The 26,624-nt window shown below is 70.1% G+C and carries 24 protein-coding genes and 7 pseudogenes; 11 read left to right on the top strand and 20 right to left on the bottom strand.

Translation table 11 applies throughout. The annotated features are described in order from the left end of the window. Positions 1 to 18: 18 nt before the first annotated feature. From ABZZ38_RS23190 to ABZZ38_RS23175, 4 genes and pseudogenes are all read right to left on the bottom strand, one after another. Entirely contained in the window at positions 19 to 222 is a 204-nt protein-coding gene (locus ABZZ38_RS23190; protein WP_356743027.1) for a relaxase domain-containing protein, read from the bottom strand. 512 nt (positions 223 to 734) lie between these two features. Then, a pseudogene (locus ABZZ38_RS23185) lies at positions 735 to 2,021 on the bottom strand (IS1380 family transposase); the annotation flags it as partial. A gap of 110 nt (positions 2,022 to 2,131) precedes the next feature. Then, positions 2,132 to 2,557 carry a DUF3592 domain-containing protein gene (locus tag ABZZ38_RS23180; protein WP_356743025.1) on the bottom strand — a complete coding sequence of 142 codons (426 nt, stop codon included), beginning with the start codon at positions 2,555 to 2,557 and terminating at the stop codon, positions 2,132 to 2,134. A 209-nt stretch (positions 2,558 to 2,766) separates the two neighbouring features. Continuing rightward, positions 2,767 to 2,973, bottom strand: a complete 207-nt coding sequence (locus ABZZ38_RS23175; RefSeq protein ID WP_356743109.1) for a hypothetical protein — start codon at positions 2,971 to 2,973, stop codon at positions 2,767 to 2,769. Here ABZZ38_RS23175 and ABZZ38_RS23170 point away from each other — a divergent pair. Next, a pseudogene (locus tag ABZZ38_RS23170) lies at positions 2,893 to 3,077 on the top strand (DDE-type integrase/transposase/recombinase); the annotation flags it as partial. The gene ABZZ38_RS23175 and the pseudogene ABZZ38_RS23170 sit on opposite strands and share 81 nt — an antisense overlap. Positions 3,078 to 3,148: 71 nt before the next feature. Here the strand turns inward: ABZZ38_RS23170 and ABZZ38_RS23165 are convergent. The 4 genes and pseudogenes from ABZZ38_RS23165 to ABZZ38_RS23150 form a co-directional block, all read right to left on the bottom strand. Then, positions 3,149 to 3,580, bottom strand: a complete 432-nt coding sequence (locus ABZZ38_RS23165; RefSeq protein WP_356743023.1) for a hypothetical protein — start codon at positions 3,578 to 3,580, stop codon at positions 3,149 to 3,151. A gap of 159 nt (positions 3,581 to 3,739) precedes the next feature. After that, entirely contained in the window at positions 3,740 to 4,258 is a 519-nt protein-coding gene (locus ABZZ38_RS23160) for a hypothetical protein (protein ID WP_356743021.1), read from the bottom strand. 585 nt (positions 4,259 to 4,843) lie between these two features. Continuing rightward, entirely contained in the window at positions 4,844 to 5,824 is a 981-nt protein-coding gene (locus ABZZ38_RS23155; protein WP_356743107.1) for a YihY/virulence factor BrkB family protein, read from the bottom strand. Positions 5,825 to 5,910: 86 nt separating this feature from the next. Then, positions 5,911 to 6,093 (bottom strand): annotated as a pseudogene (locus tag ABZZ38_RS23150) (transposase); the annotation flags it as partial. Between the two features lie 3 nt (positions 6,094 to 6,096). On the opposite strand from ABZZ38_RS23150, the pseudogene ABZZ38_RS23145 reads away from it, so the two are divergent. The 4 genes and pseudogenes from ABZZ38_RS23145 to ABZZ38_RS23130 all read left to right on the top strand — a co-directional run. Continuing rightward, positions 6,097 to 6,429: pseudogene (locus ABZZ38_RS23145) on the top strand (ABC transporter permease subunit); the annotation flags it as partial. 68 nt (positions 6,430 to 6,497) lie between these two features. Then, positions 6,498 to 7,328 (top strand): annotated as a pseudogene (locus ABZZ38_RS23140) (family 1 glycosylhydrolase); the annotation flags it as partial. Positions 7,329 to 7,584: 256 nt separating this feature from the next. Then, a pseudogene (locus ABZZ38_RS23135) lies at positions 7,585 to 7,884 on the top strand (IS5/IS1182 family transposase); the annotation flags it as partial. A 117-nt stretch (positions 7,885 to 8,001) separates the two neighbouring features. Beyond that, positions 8,002 to 8,832, top strand: a complete 831-nt coding sequence (locus tag ABZZ38_RS23130; protein ID WP_356743018.1) for a nucleotidyltransferase domain-containing protein — start codon at positions 8,002 to 8,004, stop codon at positions 8,830 to 8,832. Between the two features lie 120 nt (positions 8,833 to 8,952). Here ABZZ38_RS23130 and ABZZ38_RS23125 read toward each other — a convergent pair whose 3' ends face one another. Next, positions 8,953 to 9,987, bottom strand: coding sequence for a helix-turn-helix domain-containing protein (locus ABZZ38_RS23125; protein WP_356743015.1), 1,035 nt, complete (start codon positions 9,985 to 9,987; stop codon positions 8,953 to 8,955). A gap of 107 nt (positions 9,988 to 10,094) precedes the next feature. Here ABZZ38_RS23125 and ABZZ38_RS23120 point away from each other — a divergent pair, with 107 nt between their 5' ends. From ABZZ38_RS23120 to ABZZ38_RS23110, 3 genes are all read left to right on the top strand, one after another. After that, complete coding sequence (locus ABZZ38_RS23120; RefSeq protein WP_356743010.1) at positions 10,095 to 10,991, top strand: alpha/beta hydrolase; 897 nt, start codon at positions 10,095 to 10,097, stop codon at positions 10,989 to 10,991. Positions 10,992 to 11,104: 113 nt separating this feature from the next. Next, on the top strand, positions 11,105 to 12,304 hold the full coding sequence (locus tag ABZZ38_RS23115) for a serine hydrolase domain-containing protein (RefSeq protein WP_356743105.1): 1,200 nt from the start codon (positions 11,105 to 11,107) through the stop codon (positions 12,302 to 12,304). Continuing rightward, positions 12,301 to 12,690, top strand: a complete 390-nt coding sequence (locus ABZZ38_RS23110) for a cupin domain-containing protein (RefSeq protein WP_356743006.1) — start codon at positions 12,301 to 12,303, stop codon at positions 12,688 to 12,690. The genes ABZZ38_RS23115 and ABZZ38_RS23110 overlap by 4 nt, the downstream gene beginning before the upstream one ends. An 83-nt stretch (positions 12,691 to 12,773) precedes the next feature. On the opposite strand, the gene ABZZ38_RS23105 is transcribed toward ABZZ38_RS23110, so the two are convergent. From ABZZ38_RS23105 to ABZZ38_RS23085, 5 genes are read right to left on the bottom strand one after another with little or no spacing between them, the layout of a single operon-like run. Next, positions 12,774 to 13,526, bottom strand: coding sequence for an ABC transporter permease (locus ABZZ38_RS23105; protein WP_356743004.1), 753 nt, complete (start codon positions 13,524 to 13,526; stop codon positions 12,774 to 12,776). 12 nt (positions 13,527 to 13,538) lie between these two features. Continuing rightward, entirely contained in the window at positions 13,539 to 14,501 is a 963-nt protein-coding gene (locus ABZZ38_RS23100) for an ATP-binding cassette domain-containing protein (protein WP_356743002.1), read from the bottom strand. Positions 14,502 to 14,560: 59 nt separating this feature from the next. Next, on the bottom strand, positions 14,561 to 15,199 hold the full coding sequence (locus ABZZ38_RS23095; protein ID WP_356743000.1) for a PadR family transcriptional regulator: 639 nt from the start codon (positions 15,197 to 15,199) through the stop codon (positions 14,561 to 14,563). 29 nt (positions 15,200 to 15,228) lie between these two features. Beyond that, the gene (locus ABZZ38_RS23090; RefSeq protein ID WP_356742998.1) at positions 15,229 to 16,047 is read right to left on the bottom strand and encodes a hypothetical protein; all 819 of its coding nucleotides are present in this window, start codon (positions 16,045 to 16,047) and stop codon (positions 15,229 to 15,231) included. Between the two features lie 54 nt (positions 16,048 to 16,101). Then, entirely contained in the window at positions 16,102 to 16,686 is a 585-nt protein-coding gene (locus tag ABZZ38_RS23085; protein ID WP_356742996.1) for an XRE family transcriptional regulator, read from the bottom strand. Between the two features lie 96 nt (positions 16,687 to 16,782). Here ABZZ38_RS23085 and ABZZ38_RS23080 point away from each other — a divergent pair, with 96 nt between their 5' ends. Together ABZZ38_RS23080 and ABZZ38_RS23075 are read left to right on the top strand one after the other, a co-directional pair. Continuing rightward, positions 16,783 to 18,201, top strand: coding sequence for an MFS transporter (locus ABZZ38_RS23080; protein ID WP_356742995.1), 1,419 nt, complete (start codon positions 16,783 to 16,785; stop codon positions 18,199 to 18,201). Between the two features lie 224 nt (positions 18,202 to 18,425). Then, a complete protein-coding gene (locus tag ABZZ38_RS23075) occupies positions 18,426 to 18,614 on the top strand; it encodes a hypothetical protein (protein WP_356742993.1) in 189 nt (62 codons plus the stop codon). 342 nt (positions 18,615 to 18,956) lie between these two features. On the opposite strand, the gene ABZZ38_RS23070 is transcribed toward ABZZ38_RS23075, so the two are convergent. The 3 genes from ABZZ38_RS23070 to ABZZ38_RS23060 form a co-directional block, all read right to left on the bottom strand. Beyond that, positions 18,957 to 19,829: a DUF1963 domain-containing protein gene (locus tag ABZZ38_RS23070; protein ID WP_356742991.1), complete on the bottom strand. Its 873-nt coding sequence runs from the start codon at positions 19,827 to 19,829 to the stop codon at positions 18,957 to 18,959. A 258-nt stretch (positions 19,830 to 20,087) separates the two neighbouring features. Further along, positions 20,088 to 20,804, bottom strand: a complete 717-nt coding sequence (locus ABZZ38_RS23065) for a MarR family transcriptional regulator (protein WP_356742989.1) — start codon at positions 20,802 to 20,804, stop codon at positions 20,088 to 20,090. 72 nt (positions 20,805 to 20,876) lie between these two features. Next, positions 20,877 to 21,218 (bottom strand): STAS domain-containing protein, encoded by a 342-nt coding sequence (locus ABZZ38_RS23060; RefSeq protein ID WP_356742987.1) that lies wholly within the window; start codon positions 21,216 to 21,218, stop codon positions 20,877 to 20,879. 720 nt (positions 21,219 to 21,938) lie between these two features. On the opposite strand from ABZZ38_RS23060, the pseudogene ABZZ38_RS23055 reads away from it, so the two are divergent. After that, positions 21,939 to 22,620: pseudogene (locus ABZZ38_RS23055) on the top strand (PP2C family protein-serine/threonine phosphatase); the annotation flags it as partial. Between the two features lie 416 nt (positions 22,621 to 23,036). Here ABZZ38_RS23055 and ABZZ38_RS23050 read toward each other — a convergent pair. The 3 genes from ABZZ38_RS23050 to ABZZ38_RS23040 all read right to left on the bottom strand — a co-directional run. Next, positions 23,037 to 24,179 (bottom strand): GNAT family N-acetyltransferase, encoded by a 1,143-nt coding sequence (locus ABZZ38_RS23050; protein WP_356742985.1) that lies wholly within the window; start codon positions 24,177 to 24,179, stop codon positions 23,037 to 23,039. Between the two features lie 5 nt (positions 24,180 to 24,184). Continuing rightward, a complete protein-coding gene (locus ABZZ38_RS23045; protein WP_356742983.1) occupies positions 24,185 to 25,486 on the bottom strand; it encodes an ATP-grasp domain-containing protein in 1,302 nt (433 codons plus the stop codon). Beyond that, a partial coding sequence (locus tag ABZZ38_RS23040; RefSeq protein ID WP_356742981.1) for a hypothetical protein occupies positions 25,483 to 26,624 on the bottom strand: 1,142 nt, incomplete at its 5' end. The genes ABZZ38_RS23040 and ABZZ38_RS23045, both read right to left, overlap by 4 nt.

The raw sequence follows: 26,624 nt of genomic DNA, 5'->3' as shown, positions 1-26,624 counted from the left end.
ATGAGTATCAGGCAGTGGTCAGGAAGCAGTGGAAAACCGTCGCGGTTGTCGAAGTGCCGCCACCGGGCGACCCCATGGCCGGTGCTTTCGCACGCTTCCGGCCGGACCCCACCGGACCTCCGCGACCTCATCCTCCAGCCAGCCGAGAGTCAAGGCGATGGCCCGCTCGTGCGCCCGCTCGATGACCCGGCCTGTCTTCTTGTCCCCCAGCGCCCACAGCACGATCAGGGACGCCTGCGGGCGGAAGGCGAAGACGAGGGCGAGCAGCGGGGTCTGCTTGCGTGCCTCGATCTCCTCGATCGGCTGCCCGAGGACGGTGGCCAGCCGTGCCGCCTCCGGGTCGGCACCGCTCGAACGAGACGCCGCGCAGCGCGTGGACGGCGGCGGCCTCCACCCGTTCCTCGCGCTCCATGCGGTCGGCGTCCGGGTGCCGGCCCATCCCGAACAGCAGCTCCTTCTGCCGCTCCGCCACCGTCTGTCCGGCGGTGAGCCCAAGCGCGGACAGGCCACGCCCCATCCACACCCTGGGCGGCAGGCCGGCCTTCTCCTGGGCGTCCTTCATCGGCTGACGGGCCGGACGACGGCCGTCCCCGCGCACGTAGTACCGCCAGGCATTTCGCTTCTGGACCTTCGCAACGCTGATGGCGACCGGTACTTCTATGCCGAGCCGAATCTGACCTCGAAGCGGCCCCACTTCAAGCAGGCCACGCGGCAGATGGCCTTCTTGGACGCCGGTAGCGGAGTCTCTTGGGCTCGGGGCGTCGGCCAGCTCAGCGTCCAGCAGCAGGATGCGGGTCCAGGCGAGGAGGTCGATCGCTGCGAGGCTGAGTTCGGGCCCGGCCGCGTTGATGTCAAAGCGGCGGGAGGGGAAGCGGCCGAAACCGGTGGTCTTGCCGCACCGGATGTGGTCTTCGACGGTGGCATGTCCGCGGTGGCGAACCTCCAGGAACTGGGCGGAACCGCCACTCGTGAAGGGGGCGTCGGTGAGAAACGCTGGTGCCGCAGACCCTCGTCCTGGTCGACAGTGAGAGTTGGGCACCGGGGTGCGGTCTTTCGCGGCGCACGATGATCCGAGCGCCGGCCGGGTAGCCGGAAAGGCCGATCATGCCGGTGAGTTCGGCGACCTCAGCGCCGGCCCGCAACGTCCCGTTCTGGTCCAGGGCAGGATGCCAGACCTGCTCGGGCAGAGTCCGGATCGCGCGCCGGATCGGCTCGGTGATGGCGTATCCGACGGAGAAGAAGGTCCGGATTCCGCGCATCCGCAGGTCTCGGACGTGGGTGAGGAAGTCCTTCGCGGATCCGGCGCTGTCGGTGCGATCAAGGATGTCGGTGCCGTGCCGGTGGGCGTCGGGGGTCTGCGCGAGCGCGTCGTCCAGCACCGCGATATGGTCCGCGGCGGTGTTTCCTCCGGCGTTCCCGGGCCGCAGCCGCCCGGATATGCCCTCGCCGGTATGCGCCAGGAAACACACCAAAGGGTGGAAGCCGAAGCCTCCTTTATAGGTGGGTGCGGCCGCCTCTTTCTCGGAGTGGCAGGTCACCAGCGTGGCGTCGATGTCCAGGACCAGGCCGGACACCTCCCGTCCGCCGGCTTTCGCCGCCGGTATGCCGGACCGGGTCTCGGATGCCTGAAGCCAGGCCACTTCCCGTGCCGGAGCGCGGGCCAACCGCAGACGGTCCGGTATGAGTTCGTCGACGGCGTCCAGCAGACGCCAGGCCGTCGGTGTCGAGGCGACCGGACCGAATACCTCGTGCTGGTCCCGCAGTACGGCCAGATCCGTGATGGCCTCGCCGCCATCAGCCAGCATTACCGCGAGATCGGTCGCGATTCGGCCGGGGTCATAACCAGTGCCGCGTGGCCGAAGCTGCCTGAGGGCGACGGAGCACGCGCTGGTCAGCCCGGTGCGCCGGCAGGATCAGCCAGCAACCGTCGCCCCGGCATGCCCGACCACCCCCATGCCGTCGGCGGAGACATGAAGCCTGGGACGAGAACCAATACCCTGCGCGCAGAAAGTACCTTCCACCTGTACCGACAGAACCCCTCGACAAGGTTCATCGTCCCAGATGAGAAGGCACTTTCGCGTTACCGCTCATGATCCGGACCAGAGCCCAAGCAAAACGCACAGGTTAGCGGTCAGTGAATGACTCCATTCTCGTGCAGCAGGACCAGCATCAGGCCCAGCAGCATCAACACCTCCACAGCCGTCATCACCCAGAGCGAGAACCAGTCCTCATAGGGGGCGTTCAGCTCTCTCCTGCTGCGTACGAAACGGCTCGGGTGCAGGGGGTCGTACACAAGAGCGGCCTCCTGTCCCGGCTCCCCCCAGCTCTGTCCACTGAGCGGCGAGATGTATATAACGCGCCTGCCGGAATCCGTCCGGAACTCGAAGCTGGTCGAGTAACGCCCTTCTGAAGCCGAGATGGTGCGGCATTTCCCGGTGGCGGTCACACCCACACTCTTGAGGCGCCGCCGCAACCACAATGGGTAGATGCCGAACCAGACAAGAAATGGCAGCGGGACCAACACGCATACCACCGCTACCCATATCAATCCTCTCATTGTCCAATGATCGCACGCCGGACCGCCGGAGGCGTCTGTCTGGTTAACCTCGATCTTTCGTGATGGGCCGCCGACGGAGTTGGCCACCCATTTCGTTGCCGGTGACCGCGGTCGGGCAGGCTGTGGGCCCGGGTATCGTCTCGGGTGGACGCCGGGTTCCACTGCTCCGGGCTGGGACGTTCTCTCGCGGGGACGGGTGAATCCGCTGGTCAGCCGGGGTTCGGTAGGAGTGCGAGACGTTCGAGGGCGCCTATGAGCTCGCGGTCGGCAGAAAGGCCGGCGACCGCAACCGGCAGGCCACCACCGACCAGCGCAAGAGCTGCTAGCCGGTGATCGGCCACAGCTACATCCACTCCGCCATCGACGACCACTCCCGCCTGGCCTACAGCGAGATCCTCACCGACGAACGCCAGCACACCGCCACAGCGTTCTGGCAGCGGGCCAGGCATTCTTCACCGCCCATGGCATCACAGTCGAGCGGGTGCTGACCGACAACGGGTCCAGCTACAAGTCCAAGCTGGCCACGGCGCTTGCGGCGGGCGGCCTGGTCCGTAAGCCGGTGCTCCGGGCGGGACAGCAGGCTTTGGCTGGCTAATCAGCGCCCAGGCTGTCCTTGATGTAGGAAAGGGCGCGTCGGAGGGCGGGAAGCCCGTTGGTCTGGATCTCGACGACACCGCTGGAGACCCGTGGCTGGTCCTGTGCGGAGGCCCCTGCCGTGCACTCCGAGGCACCCTTGCGGAAACTCTTCAGCGCGGTTGACCAGGCCAGTTGAGCGCCCTCGTGCGGGATGGGGTCGTGCGCCTCGCCCTCAGCCGCCTGCTTGGCGAGGTCGTGGCAGGCAGGCTCCAGCGAGCTGATCGGAGACATGCTTGCTTCGTTGACCCGGCTGGCGCCATCCAGCACGCGGTTGATCCGGTCCTTCCCGCCTGAGGTGTACCAACTGTCGAGATCGTCCTTCGGTGATGAGCTGCAACCGGCAGCAAGCAAGAGGACGGCGGTGATCGCGAACCCGCGAGTGCGCATGAGAGTCTCCGTGACTGGACGACAACTGCGGCGGCCTGGGCGTACACGGGTGTCCATGCGACTGCCGGATCCGTTGCTGCCAGGATCGCGGTGGCGCACCGACGGACGAGCTGTGGGCACCTCGATTATGGCGGGCCGACGAGGCTGTCTCCATAAGAACTACACAACTTGTTGTCCAGGTCGCTTGCCGATCTCGACGCCCGGGGACGACTCCAGCATCCGGACCACGGTGTGGGGTGGGCCGGACGCGGCGGAGGGCATCGCCGCCCGGTAGTCAGCGCCGCCGCGCTCGCCCCTCCCGCCAGAAGGAGTGACCTGCGGAAACGAGGGGTGTCCCTCCCGGCCGGTCGGCGGGTAGACCCGGCGCCACAGCCGCTTCTCATGGTCGACGCTCGCAATGGCGTCCGGCCGCGAGCGGACCAGGTCCGCGGTGTACTTGTCCACGTCCGGCGCCGGCAGCCGGCCCCACTCCCAGTACCGGCGCAGCTTGTGCACCAGCTCGTGCGCGTCCTCGGTGCGGCGGTCGATCTCCAGCAGCAGCACCGGCACCGCCCCCGTCACGGGGAGCTGCTGGGCACCCGCTACGACGACCACGCCGCAGCGGTCACCTCCACGGCCGCCGAACTGCACCGCGCCGGGATCGGGCACCGGCTCGGCTTCCAGACCGAAGTCGCTCATCGGCTCGTCCTCCTTGCGTAATGCCGAATCCGTATGCCCTTCGGCTTCAGCAGCGGTGTCCTCGGGCGGTGAGCACCCATACCTGTCGCTGGTTGCTCTGGACGGACTCCGTCCTCACCAGGTGGTGATCCTGAAGATCCAGGAGGTTGCCCGCGTGAGCTTGTCGTGCCGGTTGTCCGGGCGGGTCAGCTTCCACACCTGAGCGGGCGTCGCCCTCTGAAAGATCCCCAGCGCTTGCAGCAGTTCCCCCCGTCGGGGCTCGGTCGAAGCCCTCCTGTGCTGGGAACGCCTTTGGACATGAGGGGTTTGATTTCGCCAGATCGCACTGCGGCCACCCCGGCCTGGAGGATGCGCACAGTGAACGGACCGTTCACCGAACCACACATGGCATGGGTCTTTAGAACTCCTAACGAATGAGGGGCGCGGAACGTTAGGGTCAGGGGTCATGAGTCACCCCATGCTCGACGGCTTGAGCGCCACGTGCTTTCCCAGGCGGAAGTTGTCGACGAGGGCCGCCCGCTCAGAAAGCGGGGGCAAATCCTTACGAGTTCGAATGTCATACCCTCCGCAGCTACCGCGCTCGGATCACGGGTCGTGCGCCGGAGGCGTCGTGCGGCGCGGTGCTGCTGATGCGCCGCTGTTGGCCGACGCCTGCTGTGGTGCATCGCCAGCTGGGCGGCCGATCCCGGGCTCCGGGCTCTCACCCTCGGCTGTCTCGCCGGACTGCACCGACATCCCCGTCTCTGTCGCCGTCCAGGCGGCGCAGTACAGCACCAGCCTGGCCATGAGGTTGATCCACAACACGACGGCGACCGGCACGGCGAAAGCGCCGTACATGCTCTTCCCCGCGACACCCTGCAGATAGTCCGTCAGCAACCACTTGAGCAGTTCGAAGCCGACCGCACCGATCAGACCGGCCACCACTACTGCGCGCCGGCTGGGATGCACCCGCGCCAGCCGGGTGAGCAGGTAGACAAGCAGCAGGAAGTCGACGAGCAGGGCGATGGCCAGCCCCGCGAAGAACAGCAGCGCCCGTCCCGCCCCGCCCTCGATCCCGACCTTGTCGGCGGCCCAGCCAACCGCACTGTTCGCGAACACCGAACTGCCGATCGCGAGGAGCCCGACCACGCCGAGACCGACCAGCACCCCGGTGTCCTTGATCTTCAGCAGGATTGGATTTCCCGGGTCCTGCTCCTTCTCCCACACCGCGCGCAAACACCCGCGCAGGGCGCCGACCCAGTTGATGCCGATCACAAGCAGCAGCGCGCCCGCGATAAGCCCGACGGCTCCGGCGTGCGCGACGAGGCGCTCCAGGTCCAGCAGGTCGGAAAGGCCCGGCGCCTGGTCGACGATCTTGTCCTGGAGTTTCCCGAGCTGGTCCTCGCTCAGCAGCTTGGCGCCGATCGCCGCGCCCACGGTGATCAGCGGGAAGAGAGCGACGAAACTCGTGAAGGTGATGGCGGCGGCGAGCCGGGCCCAGTGGACCGTGGTCAACCGCTCGAACGCCCGCCACACGTGCGTACGCCGCAGCCGTGCGATGCCGGGTAGCCTCGTCAGCCATTCCATGAAGAACACCCACTCCCAGCGTACCCACGGCGACAGCGGATACATCCAGCAGCGAAGCCCCATCACACTCTGTGGCGGGGCGGAGGCACCCCGGCCTCGGAATGCTCGGCCAGGCGTCGCCAGCACGTCATACCCGAGTCAAAGCCCAGCTCCTGGGGCAGGTACTCCCACTGGATGCCGGTGTGCAGCACGAACGGGATCCCGCACAGGGCCTGCCGGTCCGGCACTCGCGGCCGGCCCGCCACCAGCTTCGGCCCCGGCTCGGGCAGTAACTCCCGCGCGAACTCGACGAGGCCGCGAAGGTCGACGGCTGCGGGCCGATCGGCGCGCTGTTCCGGGTCATCGTCCCGGCGGCGTCCCCCGGCATCATCGCCGCCGTCTACGCGTTCATGACCGCATGGGGCGAGGTCCTCTTCGCCTCGGTCATGACCAACGACACGACGCGGACCCTCGCCGTCGGTCTCCAGGGGTACGCCACCCAGAACGACGTCTACTGGAACCAGGTGATGGCCGCCTCGCTCGTGGTGAGCGTGCCCGTCGTCGTCGGCTTCCTCCTCCTCCAGCGCTACCTCGTCGCCGGCCTCACCGCGGGCGCGGTCAAGTGACGTCCCTCTCCACCGCCCTGCTCGCGGCTCTCCCCACCATCTCCGCACCGATCACGAAGAGGTTCTCCGTGTCCGAATCCACCGACTCCGCCGCCTCGCTCGACCTGGAGGCCTTCCCTCCGGACTTCGCCTGGGGCACGGCGACCTCCGCGTACCAGATCGAGGGCGCCGTCGCCGAGGACGGCAGGGCTCCGTCCATCTGGGACACGTTCTCCCGCGTCCCCGGCGCGATCGACAACGGTGACCACGGCGACACCGCCTGCGACCACTACCACCGCTGGCCCGAGGACGTCGCCCTGATGAAGGGCCTCGGCACCGACGCCTACCGGCTCTCCGTCGCCTGGCCGCGCGCCGTCCCCGGCGGCGACGGGCCCGTGAACGCGGCCGGGATCGACTTCTACGACCGGCTCGTCGACGGGCTCCTCGACGCCGGGATCACGCCCTCCGTCACCCAGTACCACTGGGACCTGCCGCAGGCCCTCCAGGACCGGGTCCGGGACAGCCACGGCGGCTGGACCGAGCGGGCCACCGCCGAGCACCTCGCCGCGTACGCCTCCGTCGTCGCGGAGCGCCTCGGTGACCGCGTCACCCAGTGGGCCACCCTCAAGGAGCCGCTCTGCCCCGGCTGGATCGGCCACCTGGAGGGACGCATGGCCCCGGGCCTGACCGACCTCACGGCCGCCGTCCGCGCCTCGTACCACCTCCTCCTCGGGCACGGCCTGGCCACCCAGGCCATTCGCGCCGCCGCACCCGGGGCCCAGGTCGGCCTGGTCACCAATCACTCCACCGTCGAAGCCGCCTCCACCCGGCCCGAGGACATCGCCGCCGCGGCCCGCATGGACGGCCACACCAACCGCTGGTGGCTCGACCCGGTGTACGGCCGCGGCATCCCCGCCGAGGATCGCGGGGTGCGCCTGCTCGTACGGGGCGTCGGCGGCCGTTGTACGCCCTGCCGGTCTCGGCGACCTGGGTGAGGTAGGCGGCCGGAGCAAGCGGACCGCCGCCCCTTCAGCCGATGCTGTAACCGAGCGCGCGGCGCTGCGGCGGGTTCGCCGGGAGTCCCTTCTCCGGCCGCGCCCGAAACAGGCCGCGGCCGGTGATGAAGCGGCTGAAAGCATCGTCAGGACGCAGGTCGAGCGGAGCGTACCTCCAGGCGGGCCCCGTCGACGGCTGCCCGCCGAGCTCCATGGAGACACGGGCTACGACCACGACCACATGCGGAGACGGCTCCGCTCGCGAAACATCACGCCACGCCTCGCCCGCAGAGGCATCGAGTCCTCCCGGAAGCCGGTTCACTACCGGTGGACCGTGGAGCGGACGGTGGCGTGGCTGTCCGGGTGCCGCCGCCCGCGCTGCCGCTGCGAGCGCAAAGCCGAGCATTTTCTGGCTCTCGTCGGTTTCGGGGCCACCCTGGTCTGCCACCGCCGACTCGGCGGCTGTGCACGTCCCTTATGATCTCGATTATGGGCAACTTCTCCTGAGCGGGCCGTGACGGTCCACAGACATCCGCCCGGCAGGTGCCGGGCCCCGTCAGCGTGCCCGCACGCTCACCTCAGGGGACACAACCACACCATGTCCGTTCACTCTGCCCGTTCCGCCCTGGACGACCGCATCGCACGCCTGCGACAGCTCGCCCACGCCGACTCCCGTCTGGAGGGCGTACTGCTCTACGGCTCGTGGACCGTGGGCGAGGCCGATGCCCATTCCGACATCGAGGCATACCTCTACATCCAGGACGATCGCCTCGCCGACTTCGACGGTCCGGCCTTCCTGGCACAGCTCGCACCGCTCCAGCTCGCCTACACCAACATGTACGGCATCCTCGCCGTCGTCTTCGATGACCTGATGCGCGGCGAGTTCCACCTCACCCCGGCCGGTCCCGGCATCGACGAAGTCCCCACCTGGCAAGGAATGGTGCACCTGCCCCGCCCCGACGACGCCGTCCTGCTCGACCGAACCGGCCGGCTCACCCGTGCCGCCCGGCAGCTGGCCGTCTTCCGTCCGCCCGAGCCGGTGACCACCGCCCAGCAGCTCACCGACGAGCTGACCAACTGGACGCTCATGCTCGCCCACGTCCTGGCCCGCGGCGAGATCGCCCGCGCCCACGCCCTGTTGCACACCGTCATCGCCCCCCAGCAACTCCAGCTCTGCCGCCTGTTGCGCGACAGCACGGCCCACTGGCTCACCCCCAGCCGCGCGCTCGAACAGGACCTTCCCACCACCGACCGCAACCGCTACGCCTCCACCACGGCCGCCGCCCGCGACCAGGATGTGCGCACGGCAGCGCGCAACAGCTGGCGCTGGAGCCGGGACCTGGCAGCCGAGGCAGCCCACCGATGGACCACCCGCCTGCCGCACGAACTTCACGAACGGATCAGCAGCCTCCTCGACGACCCTCGCTGACCGCCCTCGGCTGGGGCCACCGGCCCCAGCCTGGGCCCTTCCTCCGCAACGCCGATCGAGACCACCCTTGACTGGGCCTGGCGAGTTCGACGGGTGCTTCAGTGGCGAAGTGGGACTTCCTCAGTCGTCGAGCAACCGCCATGCGGTGAGGGCGAGCCTGGCCCGGGTCAGGCCGGCGGGTTCGGTGAGGTCGATGTTCAGGGTCCTGCCGATCTGTTCGACGCGGCGGGCGACGCTGCTGTGGTGCAGGTGGAGGAGGTCGGCGGCCCGGCGGAGTGAGCCGGTGGCGCAGTAGGTGTCCAGGGTCTCCAGGTCTTCCGCTTTGTCGGCGACGCGGGCGATCCCGGCCACATCGGCGTTGTCGCGCAAGGCGTCCCGGGGTACCTCGGCCAGGAGCGCCAGCGCGCCCAAGTCGGCGTAGCGGACGACGGGTTCGCGCGGCGTGGTGAAGCGGAGTGCGGTGCGGGCCTCCCGCCAGGACCGGTCGGGGCTGCCGGCGTCGCCGATGCCCGCCCGTGCGCCTGCCGGAAACCGGGCCCGGTCCACGGTGGTCGCCAGGACGACGCCCACGTCGCCGAGCGGTGCCGCCTTCACCAGGCGGGCCCGGCAGACCAGGCTGCCGATCCGGTCGAGCGGGAGCGAGGAGCGGACGGCGACGACGCGGACCGGCAGGCCGGCGGCGAACCCCAGGAGCCGTAACGCCCGTGCTCTGGCCGCCTCGTCGCTGTCGGAGCTGATCGCCAGTTCGACGAGGGCGGGGTCGGACATGGTGGTGCGGGCCGGGCCGTACCGCTCGACGGCCGCGGCGACGGCGATGGCGAACCGCTCGAGGAGGACGTCGTCGAGCGGGTTGGCCGGGCCGGCGCGTTCCAGCCACACCGTGCCGATCTCCTCCTCGTCGAGCGCGATCGGCAGCGTGGTCGTGGCGGGTGCCGGCGGGGCGGCGACGTCCCTGCCCTCGGGGGAGACGCGGATCGCCCGCCCCGTGCCGTGCACCCGGATCCCGGCCACGCACTCGGCCAGGCCCGCCGAGGCCCGCGCAAGCGCCGGGAGGTCCACCCGTCGGCGCATCAGCGTGTCGTAGAACGCGACGATGCGGATCGCGCCGTCGACGTACGGATCGAGTCCCGACAACCGCACCGCCAGTGCCTCCATGACAGAAGGATAGAAGGCCGGGGGCGCGCCGAACGGCGCGTCATCGGGGCGGGATGCGCGACGGATGGCGGATGTGCTCTCGGGCGACGACCCCGAGGATGATCGTCATGGATCCCGAACTCGAAGCGTTCATCCCGCTGTTCCCCCGTCTCCCCGTGACCGACCCGGTCGCCGGGCGCGAGAAGTACGCCGAGCTGGCCGCCGCGAAGCCGGCGCCGGACACCTCGGACATGGAGATCGAGGACCGCACGGTGTCCGGCGATCCGGACGTGCCGGTGCGGATCTACCGCCCGAGCGGCGCACAAGGTGCCGTCGTCTGGCTGCACGGCGGCGGATACGTCATGGGTGACGTGGACACCGAGCACCCGTGGGCCACCCGGCTGGCGAAGGACTCCGGCGCGGTGGTGATCTCGGTGGGCTACCGCCTGGCCCCCGAGCACCCGTTCCCGGCCGCACTGGACGACGCCTACGCCGCACTGACCTGGACGGCCGAGCACGCGGCCGAACTCGGCATCGACCCGGAGCGGATCGCGGTCGGCGGTCACAGCGCGGGCGCGGGGCTCACGGCAGCGGTGACCTTGCGGGCGCGTGACGAGCGGGGGCCGCGAATCTGCTTCCAGCTGCTCAACGAGGCCGAGCTCGACGACCGTCAGGAGACGTGGTCGGCACGGCACTTCACCGACACGCCCTGGTCGAACCGCGATGTCGTCACCGCTTCGTGGCGGCACTACCTGGGCTCCGCCCCCGCCACGCCGTACGCCGCCCCGGCCCGGGCGACCGACCTGTCCGGCCTGCCACCCGCCTACATCGCCACCGCCGAGTTCGACCCGAACCGGGACGAGGACATCACCTACGCGCTGCGCCTGTTGCAGGCGGGTGTCTCCGTCGAGCTGCACCAGTGGCCCGGAACCTTCCACGGGTCGCAGGCGATCCTCTCCGCCGAGATCTCCCAGCGGCAGATCGCCGACCTCTGCGCCGTGCTGCGCCGCGCTCTGGCCGAGTGAGCGCCGTTCCCCGTATTGATCACGAAAGGACCAATGCCTTGAAGATCCGAATGGTGTGGTGCGCGAGCGTGGCCGCACTGAGTGTGGGTGCCGGCACGGTGGCGGCAGCGCCCGTGCCCCACGAGACGAGGACCGTGCCGTCGATCGACTCCACCACCGGCTTCGATCGTGCGGGGCTGCAGTCCGCCCTGGACGGTGTCCACCGCGCGGGGATACCGGGTGTGTACGCCGAGGTGCGCGATGGCGGCCGGACATGGCGCGGCGCCTCCGGGGTCGCCGATGTCAGGACCGGCCGTCCCGTCACGCCCGACATGCGGCAGCGTGTCGGCAGCATCACCAAGACCTTCACCGCCGCCGCGATCATGCAGCAGGTCGAGCAGGGTCGGATCGGGCTCGATGCGCCGATCGGCGGCTATCTGCCCCGCCTGGTGCCGGGAGAGCGCGGTAGGAAGATCACAGTGCGGATGCTGCTCAACCACACAAGCGGCATTCCCGACTACATCCCCTACGCGTTCCCGTCCCTCCAGGGGTTCCCCTCTCGGCCGGACGTCTCGTCCAAGAGCCTGGACGACAACCGGTTCAGGCAGTTCCGCCCGGCCGAGCTGATCCGGCTGGGGCTCGACGCGCCTCCCACCGGCGAGCCCGGAGGCCCGAAAGGGGTGTACTCCAACACCAACTACCTGCTCCTCGGCCGGCTCCTGGAACGAGTGACCGGTACCACGGCCGACGAGTACATCACCCGGAACGTCGTCGAGCGCGCCGGGCTCCGGCACACCGGGTTCCCCGCCGGGCCGCGCATCAAGGGACCGCACTCGCGGATGTACGAGGCTCTCTGGGGCCTGATCGACCCGCCGCGCGACTACAGCGTCTACAACATGTCCTGGACGGGGACGGGCGCCGCTCTGGTGTCGACCATGGAGGATCTCAACCGCTTCTACGGCAAGCTGCTCGACGGCAAGATCGTCGGCCGAGCGTCGCTGGCGCAGATGCAGCGCACGATCCCGGTCATCGCCCTCGACGGATCGACGATCGAGTACGGCCTCGGTCTGCACAAGGTCAGCACGGACTGCGGAACCTTCTGGGGCCACGACGGCACGGTATGGGGTGCCGGAACGGTGTCCCTGACCCGGGCCGACGGCACGCGTCGGATGTCCTTCGCGGTCAACCTCCAGAGGTGGAACAAGGTGGACTCCTCGGGGACGCCGCAGCACCACCCCATCGACGACGCGCTGTCGACGCTGTACCGAGAGGCGCTGTGCGGCAACGGAAACGATCAGACCCACGACCACCGCAGGAAGGGCATCCCGTCATGACCGTGACCCCGATCGATCTCTTCACCTCCTTCATCCACCTTCGCCCCGGCGGACAGGTCCACGCGGAGCAGCCCGTGTTCGACCCCGAGCGGGACGGCTGGCAGCTCATGGCCTTCCACGTGGAGACCGACGCCGATGTCCACGGAGACCACTGGGAGATCCACCCCGACGCGGACGAAGTCGTCTCCTGCCTCACCGGCGGGATACGCCTCCACCTCCGTCCCGAGCAGCCGGGGGAAGAGGAGGAGGAGATCAAGGTGACGGCCGGAACCGCGGTCATCGTGCCGCGCGGGCGATGGCACCGCATCGCGCTGGACGCTCCCAGCGACATCATGTCGGTCACCCTGCCACGTGGCAGCCGCCTGGAGAAGCGGACCGAAGCCTAGGTGCCTGGGCTTTGTGTGGGGGCGCGCCGGGGCATGGCACTGAGTTGGTGGGCATGCCCCGGCGCGCCGCCGTGAACGTCAGCTCACGCGTTGTACTTGGCGAAGATGCGGGTCCCCGCCAGCCCCGACACGACCATCAGACCGAGTACCACGGCCACCCCGGTCAGAACGGCGGATGAGCCGTACTCGCCGGCGAAGAGGCCGCGCATGGCGTCCACCGCGTAGCGCAGGGGGTTGACGGAGGCGACGGCCTTCAGCCAGCCAGGAGCGTAGGTCAGGGGCAGGAGGATGCCGGACAGCAGCATCAGAGGCAGGGCGATGCCGTTGAGGACGGGTGCGAAAAGCCACTCCGACGTCAGCTTGAGCGCCAGCGAGTACGAGAGGAAGGCCAGGCTGATGCCGACGAGCATCATCAGGGCGATGGCGGCCAGCACGCCCCCCACCGGGGCACGCAGTCCGAAGAGCAGGGCGATGAGGACGATGACCACCGACTGGATGAGCAGCGCCAGAACGTCCCAGAGCACTCGGCCCAGCAGCAACCCCAGTCGGCTCGCCGGGGTCACCCGCAGCCGTTCGAGGTATCCCGAGCGGACATCGGGGATGAGGCCGAAGCCGGCGTAGCCGGTGGCGAACAGGCCGAGTTGGACGAGCAGGCCCGGGATGTAGACCTGCCAGGCCGCCGGGCCGTTCTCCGGCAGCATCTTGACCAGGAGGGGGCCGAACAGGGCCATGTAGACGAATGGCTGGACGAGACCGATGAGGAGTCCCATCCTCTTCTGGGCCACGGCGGCGGCCTCATCGCGGAAGATGATGGCCGCGTCGCGGATCGTGTGCATCCTCGGCTCCCCTCAGGCGTGGACCGCGTCGGCGCCGCGCTGCGAACGCCGGTCGGTCATGGTCATGAAAACGTCGTCGAGCGTGGGCTTCAGCACGCGGAGGGACTCCACCCGGACATGCGCGGATTCCAGCGTGCGCAGCAGGTCGACGAGGAGGCGCTCGGCGTCCCGGCAACTGATCGACAGAACCGTGCCGTTGACCGATACATCGTGGACGTCGCGGTGAGAGGTGAGCAGATCGGTGGCGCGTGCGGTGTCGCCGTCGACCTCGAGCTCGATGGTGTCGTGGGAGATGGCGGCCTTCAGACTGCGCGGACTGTCCTCGGCGATGATGCGGCCCTTGTCGATGATCAGGACGCGGTCGCAGAGGCTGTCGGCCTCATCGAGGTAGTGGGTGGTGAGGAACACGGTGGTGCCGTGCTCGTCGCGCAGACGGCGGATGTGTTCCCAGACGTCGTTGCGGCTCTCCGGATCGAGGTTGGCGGTGGGCTCGTCGAGGAAGAGCAGCTTGGGTTGGTGCATGAGGCCCAGGGCCATGTCGACGCGGCGGCGCTGGCCGCCGGAAAGCGTCTGGATGACACGGTCCGCGAGCTCCTCGAGGCCGAGCTGGACGATCACCTCGTCGGCGCGGGCCTCGGCCTCGGAGCGGGACATGCCGTAGAGGCGGCCCTGGAGCACCAGGTCGCGGCGGACCAGGGAGCTGGGCTTGGCGCCACCCGCCTGGGAGACGTAGCCGATGTGCGTGCGGACCTTCGCGGGGCGCTGCAGCAGATCGCAGCCGGCGATGACGGCGGTGCCGGAACTCGGCGGGAGCAGGGTGGTCAGCATCCGCATGGTGGTCGTCTTGCCGGCACCGTTGGGCCCGAGAAAGCCCACGATCTCGCCCGCCTGGACGGTGAAGTCGACTCCGGCCACTGCCTCGACCGGACCCTGCTTGGTGTGGAACGTCTTGGCCAGCCCCTTGGCCTGGATCATGGGTAATGCCTTCCTTGGCGGATTCGGTTCGGCCCGCTGGTGGGTCGCGGGTGATGCGCTCATGCCTGCTGCTTCTCCATCTCGTCCTGATCGGTCCATACCTCGCGCCCATCCCTGGTGGTGAGTTCGGGCCACGAGAGCGTGCCGTCGTGGATCTCGCCGACGATCCGCCGGGCCCAGTCCCGCTCGGCTTCGGCCATGGTCAAGGCGTATTCGAGTTCGATCACGAACAGCCGTGGCGTCTGCTGGTCCAGCACCGCGGCCCGCGCCTGACGGGCCTGGTCGATCTGGTCGTCCAGGCGGGTGATGCGTTCCTGGAGGGCCTGGACGGCGCGTTCGGGTCCCAGGGCACCGAGGTAGCTCACCGCGGCGAGAAAGCTGGGGTACTCCTTCACCGGAGTCCGGACGAGTTCATCGAGCCAGCTCATGAACTCCTGGTGGCCCAGCTCCGTGTGGGCGTACACCGTGCGCTCCGGCCGGCGTCCGGCGCGCTCGGTGCTGTGCTCGGCGATCCAGCCCGCTCGCGCCAGGGATTCGACCACGTCGTAGAGCGAGCCGGTCTTGACCTTGAAGCTGGTGTCTTTGTTGCGCTCCCGCAGGGTCGCGGCCATCTCGTACGGATGCATCGGCTGCTCCAGCAGCAGCCCGAGTACCGCGAGTCCCAGCAGGTTGGACACCGGCCGTTTGCGCACCGCCATCTGCCTGCACCTCCTTTAGTCGGAACCGACTATACGGCATCGAGTGATCCTCCGAGGGTGGTCGGCTCGAGGAGTTCGCACAAGTACGCGGCAGTCGGACCCGAGCCCGGGCGGAGGGCGTCCGGGGGTCCGCAGTGCAGCACGCCGCCGCCGGCCGCCCCGCTGCCCGGGCCCATGTCGATCAGCCAGTCCGCGGCGGCGGCCAGATGCAGGTCGTGTTCCGCGAGGACCACGGTGTTGCCCGCGGCGAGGAGCGCGTCGAACGCGTCTACCAGCACCTGGACGTCCGCCGGGTGGAGACCGGTGACCGGCTCGTCCAGCACCACCAGTCCCGGCTGCCGCGCCCCCTTGGCCAGCGCGGCGGCGAGCTTCAGCCGCTGCGCCTCGCCGCCCGACAGCACGGTGGCGCTCTGCCCCAACCGCAGGTAGCCCAGGCCCGTTCGGCGCAGCGCCGTGAGCACCGGCCGTAGCGCGGGCGTGTCGAAAAGCTCCGCCGCCTCGTCCACGGTCAGGTCCAGCACCTCGTCGATGGCCAGCCCCTGACAGGTCACCGCCAGTACATCGGGCCCGAACCGCCTGCCGTCGCAGACGTCACAGGTGACCCAGACGTCGGGCAGGAAGTTCATGTCGACCTGCCGTACGCCGTACCCGGTGCACGGTTCACAGCGCCCGCCCGGCGAGTTGAAGGAGAAGGAGCTCGCCGTCAGGCCGCGGCGAGCGGCCGCGTCGGTACCCGCGAACAGATTGCGGATCAGGTTGAACGCCTTGGTGTACGTCGCGGGGTTGGAGCGCGGCGTCCTGCCGATGGGCTCCTGGTCGACCACGGTCGCGCTTCCCGACCCAGCCACCCGTTCGGGATAGAGGCGGGCACTTCACCCCTGCGGTGAGCACGCAGGGGGCGTTCACGGCTGGCCGGGCGGGGATGGCCTCGCACGGAGGACTGCCTGGTCGCCCTGTGGCCCGAACAGGTGCAGGATCTCCGCGGCCTCGGCGTTGGCCGGGCCGAACCAGTGCGGCTCCCCGGTGTCGAACTCGGCCGCCTCACCGGGACGCAGAACGAGTTCCCTCTGCCCCAGGATGAGCCGCAGCTCGCCCGCGAGGACGTAGAGCCACTCGTAGCCCTCATGGGTGACCAGCTTCGGCTCACGGGGAGCCAGTACCTGTTTGAACACCTGCACACGGCCCGGATACTGCGTCAGCGGCACCAGGACGCTGCCGTGCCCCTTGCGCAGGGGTTGGAGGTGCACTCGCGGGTCGCCGCTGGCCGGCGCGGCGACCAGCTGGTCGAGTGCGACGCGGTGCGCCCGCGCGAGCGGGATGAGCAGCTCCAGCGTGGGGCGGCGCTTGCCGGATTCAAGCCGGGACAGCGTGCTCACCGAGAAGCCGGTCGTGATCGCGAGCGCTTCCAGCGTGAGTCCGCGGTCCCGGCGCAACCTACGCAGACGTGGCCCGATGCTGTCGATTATCTGCTCCAGTTCCGCGTCCATGGGCCCATTTTGCAGCCTTCGCAAAAAAGCTGGGCCGTGGTCGCCGTCCGGCTGGATTCTGACCGGGAAGACACTCCCGGACGTGAGAGGCAGACCGTGACCACGACGACCCATCCCGCTCCACCCCTCCTCAGCGCGCGCAGGCGCTGGACGGTGCTGGCCGTCTGCTGCCTGAGCATGTTCCTGGTGGGCCTGGACACCACCATCGTCAATGTGGGCCTGCCCGCGATCGGCCACGGCCTGGGCGTCGGGACGCACGGCCTCGAATGGACGGTGGATGCCTACACCCTCGTCCTGGCGGCCCTGCTGATCACGGCGGGTGCTCTGGCGGACCGGTTCGGACGCCGACGGGTGTTCCGGACGGGGCTGGTCGTATTCGCGGCGGCCTCGCTGGTCTGCGCGGTGGCCCCTTCGGTGGAGGTGCTCATCGCGGCCCGCGCGGCGCAGGGCATCGGAGCTTCCATGCTCAGTCCCGTCGCCCTGGCCATCGTGGTGAACGCGATGCCCGATCCCAAGGAGCGAGCGCAGGCCATCGGTATCTGGGCGTCGGTCTTCGGTCTGAGCATGGCGGCCGGCCCGGTCACGGGCGGCGCTCTCATCGCCGCGCTCGGCTGGCGGTCGGTGTTCTGGATCAACGTGCCGGTTGTCGTGGCGGCCCTGGTGCTCACCGCGGTGTTCGTGCCGGAGTCCCGGGCGCGGCGTGCCGGGCGGCTCGACCTTCCCGGTCAGGCCCTGCTGACCGTGGTCATCGGAGCCTCGGTCGGCGTCCTCATCGAAGGACCGCGCATCGGCTGGACGTCGGCGGCGGCACTGGCCCTATACGCGGTGGTCGCCGTGGCGATGGCCGCCTTCATACGGGTGGAGTCCCGTCTGCACGAACCGTTGATGGACCTGGCGCTCTTCCGGCGCCCGGTCTTCGGCGGTGCGGTTGTGGGCGCCGTGGCGGTCTTCACCGCGCTGAACGTCACGCTGCTGCTCAACACCCTCTACCTGCAGCACACCCGTGAATGGACACCGTTGGCGGCCGGTCTGGCGACCCTGCCCATGGCGGTCGGTGCGACCGTCTGCGCGCCCTGGTCCGGCCGCCTGGTCGGTCGCGTCGGACCGCGGCTGCCACTGGCCCTGGCCGGCGGCTTCCTCACGGCCGGCGGACTGTGCCTGGTCCGGCTGGAGACGCACACGAGCGTGGCCCTGCTCCTGGTGGCCTACGCGCTTATCGGCGTCGGCTTCGGCTTCGCCAACGCCCCGATCACCAACACGGCCGTCAGCGGATTGCCCCCGGCCCGCGCCGGTGTCGCCGGCGCGATCACCTCCACCGCACGCCAGTTCGGCTCCGCCGTCGGCATCGCCATCGCCGGCGGTCTGGTCACGGCCGCCGACCCTGCGGAGCTCGCCCACGCGTCCCGCCCGGGCTGGGTCCTGGTCGCCGCGTGCGGAGTACTCCTCCTCTTCATCGCCCGCGCAGCCGGTCCGAAGAACAACACCCCGCGCCCCGGGCCCGCGCCGGCGCGTTGAGCCGCACGCCGGCCGCCGAAGGCGTCAGCTGCTGGAAGGCCTTGGGTGCCTCCCGAAGGACGGGACGTCGGCCACCGGCACGTCCAGGCGCAGCCTGACGCAGCGCATGGGGTGGCACCAGGCCCCGCCGCACAGCGGTATCGGCACTGATCTCGCTGCCTGAGCGGGGAGGACAAGCATGACGTTCAAGATGCGCGGCTGCCATAGGTGGCTTCGGGCACTGGGTGCCGGCCCGGCGCAGCATCAGCGGCCCGAGCGAATTCGCCTCCTTCGTCTGCTACGGTCCCGTCGCCTCCCGCCTGAAGGACCTGGCCAGGATCGCGGGCGCGCGATGGCAGGCGGAGGAGTGTTTCCAGGCCGCCAAAGGCGAGTGCGGCCTGGACCACGACCAGGTCAGGCGCTACCGGGCCTGATACCGGCGCATCACTCCGCTATGGCGGCCATGGTCTACCTGACTGCCGTCCGCGCCCGAGAAACCAGAAGGGGCAGCGGATGCGACGACCGAACCCCCTACCCCTCAGCGTCCCGGAAATCCGCCGGATGATCGCACACGTCGTCGTCACGCCCCACTGCCCCACTGCCCCACTGCCCCAGCAACGATCTCCGCCTGCGCTGGTCACGCTACCGACGCACCAGCCAAGCCCGAGCCCGCCGCTGCCACTACAAACGCCGAGGCCACCATCCCCAGATGCGGTTGCATTAGTAGGGCGGCTCGGCCGTGGTGGCGAAGCTGACGCTCGGCCGCTGGAACGGCGTCACCCTTGCTCGCCGGCCTCGACGCGGTCGAACACGCCCGCGCGCAGGTCGGCGCAAGGGATGGTGAAGTGCAACTGACCCATGTCGCCCCACTGCCAGCCCGCGAAGCCCGCGTCCGTACGAATGCCGTCCGAGTCGAGTTGCAGCAGCAGCCGCCAGTCCTCGGGCACCGCGATGTCCGGAGTCCGTCTGGCGAACTGCTTGCGGGCGTCCGCGGTCGGGGACGAGTGCAGCGCCCACGGCCAGCCGAACGCCTGGTGTTTCCCGCCCCTGACGGGCCAGCGCAGCCGGTGGTCCTCTTCGGTCAAATCCCTCATCTCGGTGGAGTACCGGACCCACACGTCGTAGTCGAAGCGGTCCGAGCCGGGCCCCTGGATGAGATCCTGCACCTCCACTTCCTCGCAGTCCGGCAGCGTCACGACGGGGACCGGCCGCACCGGGGTAGGCAGAAAGCGCGCAGCCGGGTCCGGGGCACTGACTTCGACGGCTTCGGTCACGGCGGCGGGGACGACGCGCCACAGCGCGGGATCCTCCCAGGAACCACGTGAGTCGGCGGCGTTCAGGGTGCCGTGGAAGAAGTTCAGCAACAAGCCGTCCGCGTCCGGCGGCAGTTCATCGGCCAGCAGTGGCGTGAACTCGGCGAGGTCGAGCACCGCCAGCAGACTCAGCGGCATCCCGTCGGCCACGGGCCATGGCGTGCCCGGTTCCAGCAGCGCGCCTCCGCCGAAGCGGTTATGGCCCCGGGTCGGCTCACCCTCGGTGATGAGGTCGAGGCGGTATCCGGGACGGGCCAGATCGGCGACCCGGTTGCCCAGTCCCTCGCCGAGGTGGCGGACGGCCAGCGTGCGGGATGTGACGGTGTCGAGAAGCATACGGCCACACGCTACTCTCCCCGACCGGGGCACCTGCGGCCACGGGAACCATCCGGAACGATCAGGTGAAGCCGCGCCCGGCCGCCACCCCAGATGCGGTGCAGTACTAACCGCCGCCGCTTGGGCGCGCCCTTCGTGGTGCCGCCGTTATCGGACGATGGCTCCGCCCGGCCTGGCAGGGCGTCCGGCCCTTCCGGAACCAGATGATCTCCTCCCACACAGGCGTCAGGAGGGGCGAGGAGAGTTCGGGCGACAGCGTCATCGCGTCTCTCGCAGCACAGCGTCTCGTGTTTCAGCTGGGGGCTCCTCCGGCCGTTCGGCCGAGTCGGTCACAGCGTGCGCGAAGGCGTTCAGTCCCGCGAGAAGCTGTGCTCGCTGGCCAGGGGCCACAGCGGTGAGAACCTGGTGAATCGCCCGCGAGCGTTGTTCGACCAGTGCGTTCACGGCGTCGTGGCCGGGGGTCGTCAGGAAGAGGCCGATCTCCCTGCGGTTGGGGGGTTGTTGCTCTCGACGCAGAAGCCCTGCCGCCTCCAGCCTGTCGCACAGTCTGCTCGCGGCAGGCACGACCGCACCGGCCGCCTCGGCAAGGCATGTGAGGTTGATACCGGGAGACCGCCGCACGCTCAGCAGCGCCTGCCACTGAAGTGCGGACAACCGCGGCGGAGAGGTGGCCTGAGCGGCGCCGGCCCACGTGGTGACCAGCGCTTCGGCGGCTTCCGCCACTGCGCGGGCGAAGTCGTACAGAGGATCCTCAGGCAAACCCGCGTGTCTCAACTCGCCGTCACCTTCTTGTGGACGATGCCCGGTCTCCCACCAGGAGCCAGCCGGTACGGTCGTCTCTCCAACCCCGTCGTAGCGCACGTGCGATCGAGAAGAGGGCGACGCGGTCGCATCCAGAGCAGATGCGCGACCGCATGTCGGACCGGGGACGAACCCGGACCACTGGGCGGCCCGTCGCGTCACTGCGGCCGGCATGGACCCTCCGCTGCCTCGGCCTGCCGCGACACCACGTCAACGGCGGGGCGCGTACCGCAACCGAGTTGGCGCTCAGCCGCTGGTGAGCAGCGTCGCACCGATGGTGTCGGCCGCGGTGAGCAGTTCATAGGTTCCGGTCAGGCGCAGCAGGGCGGCCGGCTGTTCCTGAAGCCCGGACACCAGCAGGTGACCTGCTTCTCCATACATGCGGCGACGCAGGCGCAGCAGCACGTTGAGGCCGCTGGAGTCCATGAAGGACACCCCTGAGAGATCCACCCTCAAGGTCTTGCCGCCCATAGGGAGAACCAGGGCGGCGTCGGCGACTGCGGGCGCAGTCGCCAGATCCATTTCCCCAACGACCTTGAGCAACATCACGTCGGGGTGTTGTTCGACGGTTACAGCGAAGTCGTGCACGGTTCGCCCCCCAATCAGGGGTCGAGCCCATCACGGCGGTCAGCAGGACCCTGACGCCGTCAAGCGTGCGGCATGCGGCCGCACACAGCCGAGTAAGACCACCTGTACCGCTCCCGGGCCACCGAAGTGGTGTGACGGGGGACGGCGTGAGGCCTCCCACGAGACCAGGCTGGCTTGCCACCAGCATGGCACAAAACCATTGCCTCCTGTCAACTGTTTCCCTATGCGCCTGGCCGATGGGGTGTTCGCCCAACCGTGACCGCCGTGTCATGCGGTGTGGGTGGTACGAGCGTGTCGACGGCTGGGCGACACGGCTGTGTGCATCGGCCCGCCGGACAGTTCGGCGGAGCGCCGGCCCGGCTGCAGGCCCTGACGGGCGGGCATGGCGCCCGTCAGTCGGCTCGGTGTGGCGCGCCGAGCCGGCCCGTTGGGTCTGCCGCGCGCGGTGGAACGGCAGCGGCCGGACAGCGGCACGGTGGCCCGGGCACCGGAGGACGTGGCGCCACCTCGGCCAGCCGGCAGAGCCTGCCTGCCGGACGGCGCGGCCGACCACCCAGCACGGAACGCGCGGGACGCACGCAGCACCGGGGCGTGCGGCGGAGGCGGTGGTGGGGGGCGCCGGCGCTGGCACTGGAACTGGCGGCGCTCGAACGCGCCGACTCCCTCGCCGGGGAACTTCACCGGCTGGAACACGAGCTGGCCGAAACCAACAGCGGCGTCATGGCACTGTACGTGCAACTGGAAGAACGCGACCAGGCTCTGCGCCAGGCCCACGGCCAGACGCTGCGTGCCCTGGAAGACGCCCTGCGGCCCAGGCCGCTCCACGTCGACGGCCTCGAACTGGCCGTCCGCTACGCACCCGTCAGCGACGACGCCCCCAGCGGCGGAGATCTGTACGACTGGTTCGCCCTTCCCGACGGCACCATCCACATCACCCTCGTCGACGCCCTCGGACACGGCGTCACCAGCACCCGCACCGCGCTCACCGTCACCCACGCCGTGCGCACCCTCGCCCTGGAAGGCCACCCCTTGAGCAGCATCGTGGCCCGTACCGACACCATCCTCAGGCCCTTCGACCGAGACGTCATGGCCACCCTGCTTCTTGCCCGCCTCAATCCCACGACCGGCCGCCTCGCCCTCGCCAACGGCAGCCACCCCCCAGCTCTCGTCGTCCGCGAGGACCACACAGCCGACTACCTCGAAGCGCGGCCGGGGGGTCGGCTTTCCCTCACCGGGCAGCGACCGCCTGCTGACCACAACCCTCCACCCCGGCGATCTGCTTCTGCTCTACACCGACGGCCTCACCGAAAGCCGCCGAAACCCCCTGGAGGGAGAAGCCCGGCTGATCGAAGCCGCCCGCCGCCACCACCCCCACCCCACCGCCATCATCCCCAGCGCCATCGCCTCGGACATGCTCACCGACACCCTCCACCAGGACGACACCCTCGCCATCGCCGCCCGGCTGCTCTCACCCCCTGCCCAGGCGAACGCCCCACGCTGAGCCACCGAGTTCCGCCACAGGGCCGCGCACTCGAAGGCCGGCCCCGGACCTGCCCGACGGCCGCCCGGCGGGTTCTCGGGGCGCGGCGACGGTGACACCTCGGGTGCCGCATCGTCCCCGAAGAGCCGGCGACAGGACGCCGGCTCGGGCTCCGGGTTTCGTGCTCCTGGTTCCTGGTCGTCACCGCGGCTCTCTCCGCGGTGACGTTCGTCCTCTCCCGCGTCGTCGGTTCCGCACCGAGCGGCTGTCGTTGGCGACGGAAGCGAAGTCCGCGTGAGGGGTGTCTCCCTCACTCCACTCCCCTCACCCCACTCGCTTCATCGCACGGTCGCGCAGTGCTCCGCCAGCAGGGCCAACCGCGCCTGCCGCTCGCCGCGACGGGCCTTCACATAGGCGATCTGCCGACGGGGTGTGCAGCCACGCGACAGTTTCGCCTGGTCCGACCCGGTGGAGTAGTGGATCTCGGTGAGCCCCTCGCTCAACGCCAGCCGGAGCAGCTCGTAGTAGACGAGGCCGAAGTAGAGCGGCACCCTGCCCTGCGCGTCGTAGTCGAAGCCCGCCTGGCGCGCGTACAGCTCGCCCCGGTGGGTGAAGGTGAGAGCGAAGCCGGCCAGTCGCCCCTCCAGGTGCGCGGTCGTGACGCGGGCCGCCGACGCGGCGTTGACGCTGACGCTCCGCAGCACGGACCGGAACGCGTCCGGGTCCGCCGGCGTGCCGTGCTTGGCGTACAGCGCCAGTTCCAGTGGGACGAGCTCGTCGATCAGGCCCTCGCTCAGCGGCTGCGTACGGTAGCTGACGCCCGCCGCGTCCAGCAATCGCATCTCGCGCGTGATGTTTCGCCGGCGGTGGGAGCCGAACCGGGACAGATAGGCATCGAAGCCGCCCTCCTTCGGCACGGTCAGCGAATAGGCGGTCTGCCCGGGCATCGCGGCGTATCCGCGCCCGTCCAGGACGGAACGCAGCAGCGTGTCGTCCTCGTCCACGTACAGGAAGGAAACGGACTCCATGTCCGCGTCCCAGGCCTCCGCTTCCGCAGCCTCGACCAGTGCCGTCAGGGTCTCGCGCTGCCCGTCCGGCCCCAGCTCGCGGGCCACTCCCGCCTTGGTGTGCGAGGGGTTTCGCCCGCCGCAGGCCAGGGCCGGCAGCAGCTCGGCGGCCCAGGGCGCCGCCTCACCGGTCGCCGCCCGGTGAATGGTGTCGACCACGCGGCCCGGGCTGCAGAAGACGAACGGCGTGCCCGAATGCAGCGGGTAGGCGGGCAGGACCCCGACGACCTCACCGCTTACCGCGGCGGTGAAGTAGTACGGCGCCGGATCGGCAGTGGCCTGGGCGTGGCGGAGCCAGGGGCTCGCGGCATAGAAGCCGCGCGGGCCGAGCAGTTCGTCCCACCGTTCCGTGCCCCCTTCCTCCAGGGCACGGCCGACGGTCACGTCGGGAGACTTCGGACGTCGGCCCGTCACGGTGGTCATCGTCCACCCCCGCGCGTTCCGGCCGAGGCCTCGATCCGAGGCGTCAGCTGGCCCAGCGCGGCCTCCGCCCGCCGCACCGCGTCGCCCGTGGTGTCGCCGACCGCGACGACGTAGCCGAGCAGGTCGAGGTTGCTCTCAGCGGGACGTACGGTGTCGCCGGGGTGCGCCTCCAGGTCCACGTCCACGACACCCGGGACGCGCAGGGCCAGGTCCACTCCGTCGATCGAGGTGAGTGTTCCGGACTCCCGCGCGGCGAGGTAGCGGGAAGCGGCCGCCCCGCTCCGGGTCGCGGTGAGGTCCGCGGGTTGTCCGGCGTGCAGCCGGACGACCTCACGCTGGAGGTAGATCCCGGTGGCTTCGCGGATGAGCTGGGTGATCTCGGCGCCGGGCATGCGGCCGTTGACCTCGACGATGAAAGGGCCCTTCTCGGTCATCTTCACCTCGACGTGCGCGGCCCCGAAGTCGTGGCCGACCGCCTCCAGCGCGCGGCGGGCGAGTTCGGTGCACTCCTCACGCACCGATGGCGACAGCATCGACGGGAAGGTGTCGCCCATCTCCACGAAGTGCGGATGGGACCCGAGCGCCTTGTCCGTGACGCCGAGAAAGGTCCGCTCGCCCCCCGCGAGGACGGACTCGACGCTCACCTCGAAGCCGATCAGGTACTCCTCGACCAGGGCTCCGGGCCGTCGGGGCTGGCCGCGGAAGTCGGTCGGCTTGCCGCTGATCTCCCGGTAGGCGTCCCTGACTTCGGCGGGCGTACGGCACAGGGTGACGCCGATGCTCGCCGATTCCGTCATCGGTTTGACGACGCAGGGGTAGCCGAACCGGTCGGCGGCGGCCAGCGCGTCCTCCTCACTCGTCGCCTGGTGGAAGCCCGGCACGGCGACACCGGCGGCGGCGCAGGCCTGTCGCATCAGGAGCTTGTCCCGGCAGGTCCTGGCACTCTGTGGGCTCAGGCCGGGTAGACCGAGGCGGGCGGCCACCTCGGCGACGATCGGGATGTTGTAGTCGGTCACCGTCATGACGCCACGCAGCCGGCCCGCGGCGCGGAAGGGCTCCAGGGCCGCGGCCACGGCGTCGACGGAGTTGGTGTCCGTTCGGACTATTTCGTCGATGTGCCGCGCGAAAACCTCCTGGGCGAGGCTGACGACGCGGTAGCGGTCGGGGTCGTTGCTCACCAGCACGACGTGGAAACCGAGTTCGTGGGCGGCGCGCAGCGGGGTGAGACCGAAGTTGGACAACTGGCTCTCGACGACGGCGAGTACACCCGGCCGGGCCGGGGAGGACGAGGGGGTCATACGCGCTGTTCTCCGTGTTCAGGGGTGGGATGCGGGCGGGGCGGGGTCCGGCCGGCGGCCGCCACAGCCGCGAGGATAGGGCCACGTGCCGCCAGGCTGACCAGCAGGGCGGCGAGGGTGAAGGCGGCCGGGAGGGACAACGCGGCGGTCGCACCGAGGTTCTCCGCCACGAGTCCTCCCACGGCGGACCCGGTCGCGCCCCCGATCGCGATGAAACTGCCGACGCCCGCGAAGGCCTGTGTCGCCTTCTCCTGGTCGGTCATGTCACCGATGAGCTGGAACTCCTCCGCCCCGGCCGGCGCTATGGGCAGGCCGCTCAACAGGAGCAGTCCGCCCAGCAGCAGCATCGTCCAGGTCTCGTCCGCTCCGGCGTTCTGAGCCGGACGGACGGACGGCAGCAGGGCCAGCGCGACCGTCAGGACGACCAGCAGCCGCAGATAGCGGCGGTAGGTCGGACCGCCCCACGTGCGGGCGCCGTACAGCAGACCGCCGATGACGCTGCCGACCGACTGGACGGCCACCAGAGTGCCGGCGAACGCGGCGGGCGAGCCCTGGTCCTGAAGGGTCGCCGTGACGGCGATCGCCAGGGCGCTCGACAGCGCCGCCGTGAGGGCGATCGCGACGAGCACCGACAGCGCCGCGGCCCGCGCGGGTCCACCACGCTGCTCGGCGTCCGCCGTTCCCCGGACCGGGCCGGCCGGGCGACGTGCCGCGCCGGGGCGGCGGCGTACCGCTGGCGCCTGCCCGTATCCGAGGCCACCGGCGCCCAGCAGCACCGCCGTCACCAGCAAGGCGCTGCCGGCGCCGGCGAGAGCGCCGAACAAGGTGACCACCGTGGGCCCGAGGACGAACAGCAGCTCGCTGAGCGTCGCTTCGAAGGAGTACGCGCGCTGGCGCAGACCTGGATCCGCTGTCAGGTGCGGCCACAGCGCCCGCATCGACGCGCCGACGGGCGCCGTGACGAGCCCTGCCGCGCACGCGCCGACGAGCAGCGCCCAGACCGGCGCCGTGCCCGCGCCGAGGGCAACCGCGATCAGCAGCAGCCCGGCCGCCGGCGCGCTGGCACGCAGGACCCGGCTCGGCGCGTAGGTCGTGGACAGCTCCGTGTGCGCGGTGTCGGCCATATGGAACTCCCAGA

The sequence above is a fragment of the Streptomyces sp. NPDC006368 genome (genome assembly GCF_040612535.1).
Classification (GTDB): Bacteria; Actinomycetota; Actinomycetes; order Streptomycetales; family Streptomycetaceae; genus Streptomyces.
Note: the sequence above shows the minus strand (reverse complement) of the source record. Positions and strands in the feature narration are given on the sequence as shown.

Excerpts from the sequence above, each read along its gene's own strand:
- ABZZ38_RS23155 (WP_356743107.1), bottom strand. The coding sequence starts at position 5,824 with ATGGAATGGCTGACGAGGCTACCCGGCATCGCACGGCTGCGGCGTACG.
- ABZZ38_RS23125 (WP_356743015.1), bottom strand. The coding sequence starts at position 9,987 with ATGGAGGCACTGGCGGTGCGGTTGTCGGGACTCGATCCGTACGTCGAC.
- ABZZ38_RS23045 (WP_356742983.1), bottom strand. The coding sequence starts at position 25,486 with ATGACCCCCTCGTCCTCCCCGGCCCGGCCGGGTGTACTCGCCGTCGTC.
- ABZZ38_RS23120 (WP_356743010.1), top strand. The coding sequence starts at position 10,095 with ATGGATCCCGAACTCGAAGCGTTCATCCCGCTGTTCCCCCGTCTCCCC.
- ABZZ38_RS23110 (WP_356743006.1), top strand. The coding sequence starts at position 12,301 with ATGACCGTGACCCCGATCGATCTCTTCACCTCCTTCATCCACCTTCGC.
- ABZZ38_RS23160 (WP_356743021.1), bottom strand. The coding sequence starts at position 4,258 with ATGAGCGACTTCGGTCTGGAAGCCGAGCCGGTGCCCGATCCCGGCGCG.
- ABZZ38_RS23165 (WP_356743023.1), bottom strand. The coding sequence starts at position 3,580 with ATGCGCACTCGCGGGTTCGCGATCACCGCCGTCCTCTTGCTTGCTGCC.
- ABZZ38_RS23070 (WP_356742991.1), bottom strand. The coding sequence starts at position 19,829 with ATGCTTCTCGACACCGTCACATCCCGCACGCTGGCCGTCCGCCACCTC.
- ABZZ38_RS23065 (WP_356742989.1), bottom strand. The coding sequence starts at position 20,804 with ATGCCGGCCGCAGTGACGCGACGGGCCGCCCAGTGGTCCGGGTTCGTC.
- ABZZ38_RS23085 (WP_356742996.1), bottom strand. The coding sequence starts at position 16,686 with ATGGACGCGGAACTGGAGCAGATAATCGACAGCATCGGGCCACGTCTG.
- ABZZ38_RS23095 (WP_356743000.1), bottom strand. The coding sequence starts at position 15,199 with ATGGCGGTGCGCAAACGGCCGGTGTCCAACCTGCTGGGACTCGCGGTA.
- ABZZ38_RS23100 (WP_356743002.1), bottom strand. The coding sequence starts at position 14,501 with ATGATCCAGGCCAAGGGGCTGGCCAAGACGTTCCACACCAAGCAGGGT.
- ABZZ38_RS23130 (WP_356743018.1), top strand. The coding sequence starts at position 8,002 with ATGTCCGTTCACTCTGCCCGTTCCGCCCTGGACGACCGCATCGCACGC.
- ABZZ38_RS23180 (WP_356743025.1), bottom strand. The coding sequence starts at position 2,557 with ATGAGAGGATTGATATGGGTAGCGGTGGTATGCGTGTTGGTCCCGCTG.
- ABZZ38_RS23105 (WP_356743004.1), bottom strand. The coding sequence starts at position 13,526 with ATGCACACGATCCGCGACGCGGCCATCATCTTCCGCGATGAGGCCGCC.